The following is a 3,353-nucleotide window of genomic DNA, read 5'->3' on the forward strand; positions in this document are numbered from 1 at the left end:
GGTATGGTCGAGGGCATCGCCCAGCCGGGCGGCCCAGAGTGCGTCAGACATGCGGGATGTTCATCCGACGCAAGCGTCTGGCCGCCGCGCAATCGTTGTGCTTGTTGCGCAATTGTATGCCTTCCATTGCACCGTTCTCCTTGTTGGTTACGGCATGCGCATCAGCGCGGTTCTCTCGTTTGTGAGAGCATCTATAGGCTGTACAAAATATTGTAGAACGAGGTCGAATTGTCTTTTATCAAGGAAAGGTCCTGGTCTATAGATGTTTTTTCGAATGACGATTTATTTATTGCCATTCGACGAGTAATTATTGCTTCCAGAAGTTTTCTGAACAGCACCTCATCATTGACGTGTTTTTTCAGCTTTAGAATTTCGTGAGGCTTGTTTTTCAGAATATAAAAGGAATAGTTCATCAAAATAATATTGGAGACAAACAGGTTTTCCGTTGATTGAAGGGGGTTGATCGTGTCGATCAAAATATGAAATATCTGTCTCTTGTTTTTAGCGTATGCCTGCAAAAATACATCGGGATACATGTATTCGCTATGGCGATCATTTAGCCTGAAACGGTAATTTGTGTCGTCGGGTTCGGTCAGTAATGTGACGAGGCTTGTTTGATAGTTTTTTAACGTGCTTAGCAATACATATTCTTTTCTGCTATCAAACTTGATCGCTTTGTAGATTAAGTCGATAACCTCCAAAAAAGCTATAGAGCCCCGGGTGTCAGTAGCCATCACCAGTTGATTATCCTTGATGCTGAACCGACGATACGCTTCGTCGTCAATACTCAATTCAAAAAGCAGGAACCTGAGCATATAGTTCCTGAGCTGTGCATCCGCGTCGAGAGAACTGTTCTTCAAACTGATTAACTGAGTCAGGAAGAAGAAAATAAAATAGTCTTTATTGGTTCGTTGACGGTTGTCGATTTCAAGCAGATAGCCAAAGCGGGACAGGACCAAGAGAAGGGCATAGCAGTCCGGCTCCGTGAAACCGTTTTTTGACATGGATTTTTCAAAGGCGCTTATGGAGAACAAATCGTGCCAGCGGCTGATGTAGAAGGTCGAACCGTTGTGTTTTCTAGCGGCGACAGACAGCAGTGAAGGCTCGTCTTCTTGGTAAAAAACAGCGCCCAGCTCTTTCGGATATGGACGGATGTTCAGGAAATTCTCAAGCTTGTATGAAAGGAGATTGAATATGTCCATTTAACGTTATCCGCATGTCTTCCACTTTCCGTTCGGGCCTTTTTTCTCGACACGAAACGATGTGATGGTTTTATTAAATTTATCTAATAACCGGAAACCGATTCCTCTGGCCTTGGGTTCATTCGTTTTGGACAGTACGCCATCTTTAAGCCCCGTCTCCTTATAGTCAACGGTAGAAATATCCTTGTGCTCGTTGAGCATGCTGACCCCTTCATTATTGACGGTGGCCACCACCCGATACTCTTCCTTGCCCGGATTGAATCCGGGGTTGCTGTCATGATTGACCCAGACCGCTTTCTCACCTCTGATATTCGGAACCAGTCCTCCTTTGCCGCCGTTAGCTGCCTTGGATGAGACAGTTTCGCTTTTGCCCATGTAACGAATAATCTCGTTTTCTTTTAATCCCAGCGGGTCAATCCAGGTGAATGGATTCGGTGAGTAGCGATAGAGGTTCAGGCTACCGGTAAGGCCCATCGGGTCGGGGGTGGTAAAGCGTCCTACATCCGGGTCATAAAAACGGAAGGTGTTGTAGTGCAGACCGGTTTCCCGATCTAGGTACTGCCCCTGAAACCGCAGGTTCTGTTCCTCGATGTAATACGATTCACGGACCTCATCAATCGTATTGCCCCACACCTGATAGTGCGCACGCCATAACGGATGACCGTCACTTTCCGTCAATGTTTGTGGCAGTCCATTGGGGTCGTTGTGGTAATAACGGACTTTTTGATTTTCATTGCTGCCGTCCACCCTGGCCAAAGGTTCATGCCCGCTGCCGGTGTAGAGATACAGGCTGGTCTGATTATTTTTATATTCTTTCAGTAGTTGCAGGCCGTCCCAGTCGAAACGCGTGCTGGCGATGAGATGCCCTTTGCTGTCGTGTTCGGTTTTTTCAATTCGTCGGCCCAACGGGTCATAGCGCATCCTGACCACGCTCTCTCCGTTGACTTTCTGCGTTCGAACTTCAATCAAACGATGATCGGTGTCGTAACTGAAACGCTGCAATCCATGCCGCCTGCTACGTTTTTCGATCATTCGCCCAAAGCCGTCGTAGCGATAGCGTTTATCCTGGTAAGTCATCAGTTGGTTATGCACAACTCGTCCAGCTGCAGCGGATGAGCCGTTGAGGAGATTGGCCGCCGCATCGAAGGAAAAGTTTTCATTCTGTCCCTGGCGACTTCCCTGGCTTGCAATGATCCGGCCTGTCGCGTCGTAGTGCAGCAGTTGGTGTTGTTGGCCTTGCGGCAGTCGTTCAAGACGCCCCACAAGAAGGTCGCCAGGATCAAACTCAAAGTGAATTTGCTCAGCGGCCGGCATCAACGATGGCTGGCTGGTATGCCGACGTTGGCGAGTACGTAGGCGACCGCTACGGTCATATTCGCTGCGGGTGCTGATCTGGCCTTGGGTGCGCAGCACTTCGCGGTGCAGGCGATCGTGCTCGAAGTCGCTGACTACATGGCCGTCGAGGTTGATCTGGTGCAGATGACCACTACCGTAGTACAGGCGATTGATCCAGCGGCCATCAGGCAGTTGGGTCTGGATCAGGTTGCCGAGTTCGTCGTAATGATGCTTGAGATGGCCTGTTGAACTCTGCTCTTCAATTAGATAGCCCAAAGCGTCATAAGCGAAGCCCAGTCGCTGCTCGGTGCCGTCGTTATCGATGACGACGGCCTCAATCAATTGATTCAAAGGGCTGTAGCTGTACCGGGACTGCCCGTCAGGGGTGATTCGTGTTGTCAGGCGGCCAATCGCATCGCGTTCCAGATGTTGGATGATGGTCTCTTCACTTGGCGCGTGATCATTTCGCGGTGCTGCGATGGTCTCCACTCGTTTTACATTGTCGAGAGCGTCGTACATATAACGTTTAACGCTGCCATCGAGGTTGTGTTGTTCGGTCAGCCGATCCCCTGCGTCCCAGGCAAACCGATAACTTTCGCCATTTTCGTTGGTCAGCGCTTGCAGTCGCCCATAGCTGTCGTACCCGAACTGCACCTGCCGGCCATGGGCGTCGGTGCGCTGACGCACCTGGCCGCGACGGTTGTGTTGATACAGGGTGGTATGCCCGGCCGGGTCGGTATAACCGGTCAACTGGCCGCTGACGTCGCGCTGATACTGCTCGGTGCGGCCGTCCGGCAACTGGCTGCTGATCAACCG

Annotated in this window: 2 protein-coding genes; both read right to left on the reverse strand. The window is 50.3% G+C overall.

The window, feature by feature from the left end; translation table 11 throughout:
* Positions 1-191: 191 nt before the first annotated feature.
* Positions 192-1,202 (reverse strand): hypothetical protein, encoded by a 1,011-nt coding sequence (locus BK658_RS23830; RefSeq protein WP_123584447.1) that lies wholly within the window; start codon positions 1,200-1,202, stop codon positions 192-194.
* A 6-nt stretch (positions 1,203-1,208) separates the two neighbouring features.
* Positions 1,209-3,353, reverse strand: a 2,145-nt coding sequence (locus BK658_RS23835; protein WP_148049743.1) for an RHS repeat-associated core domain-containing protein, incomplete at its 5' end; no start/stop codon positions are given.

This window comes from Pseudomonas brassicacearum (assembly GCF_003732175.1).
Taxonomy (GTDB): Bacteria; Pseudomonadota; Gammaproteobacteria; order Pseudomonadales; family Pseudomonadaceae; genus Aquipseudomonas; species Aquipseudomonas brassicacearum_G.

Bases quoted from the DNA above. Each gene is read 5' to 3' on its own strand.
- BK658_RS23830 (WP_123584447.1), bottom strand. From the start codon at position 1,202: ATGGACATATTCAATCTCCTTTCATACAAGCTTGAGAATTTCCTGAAC.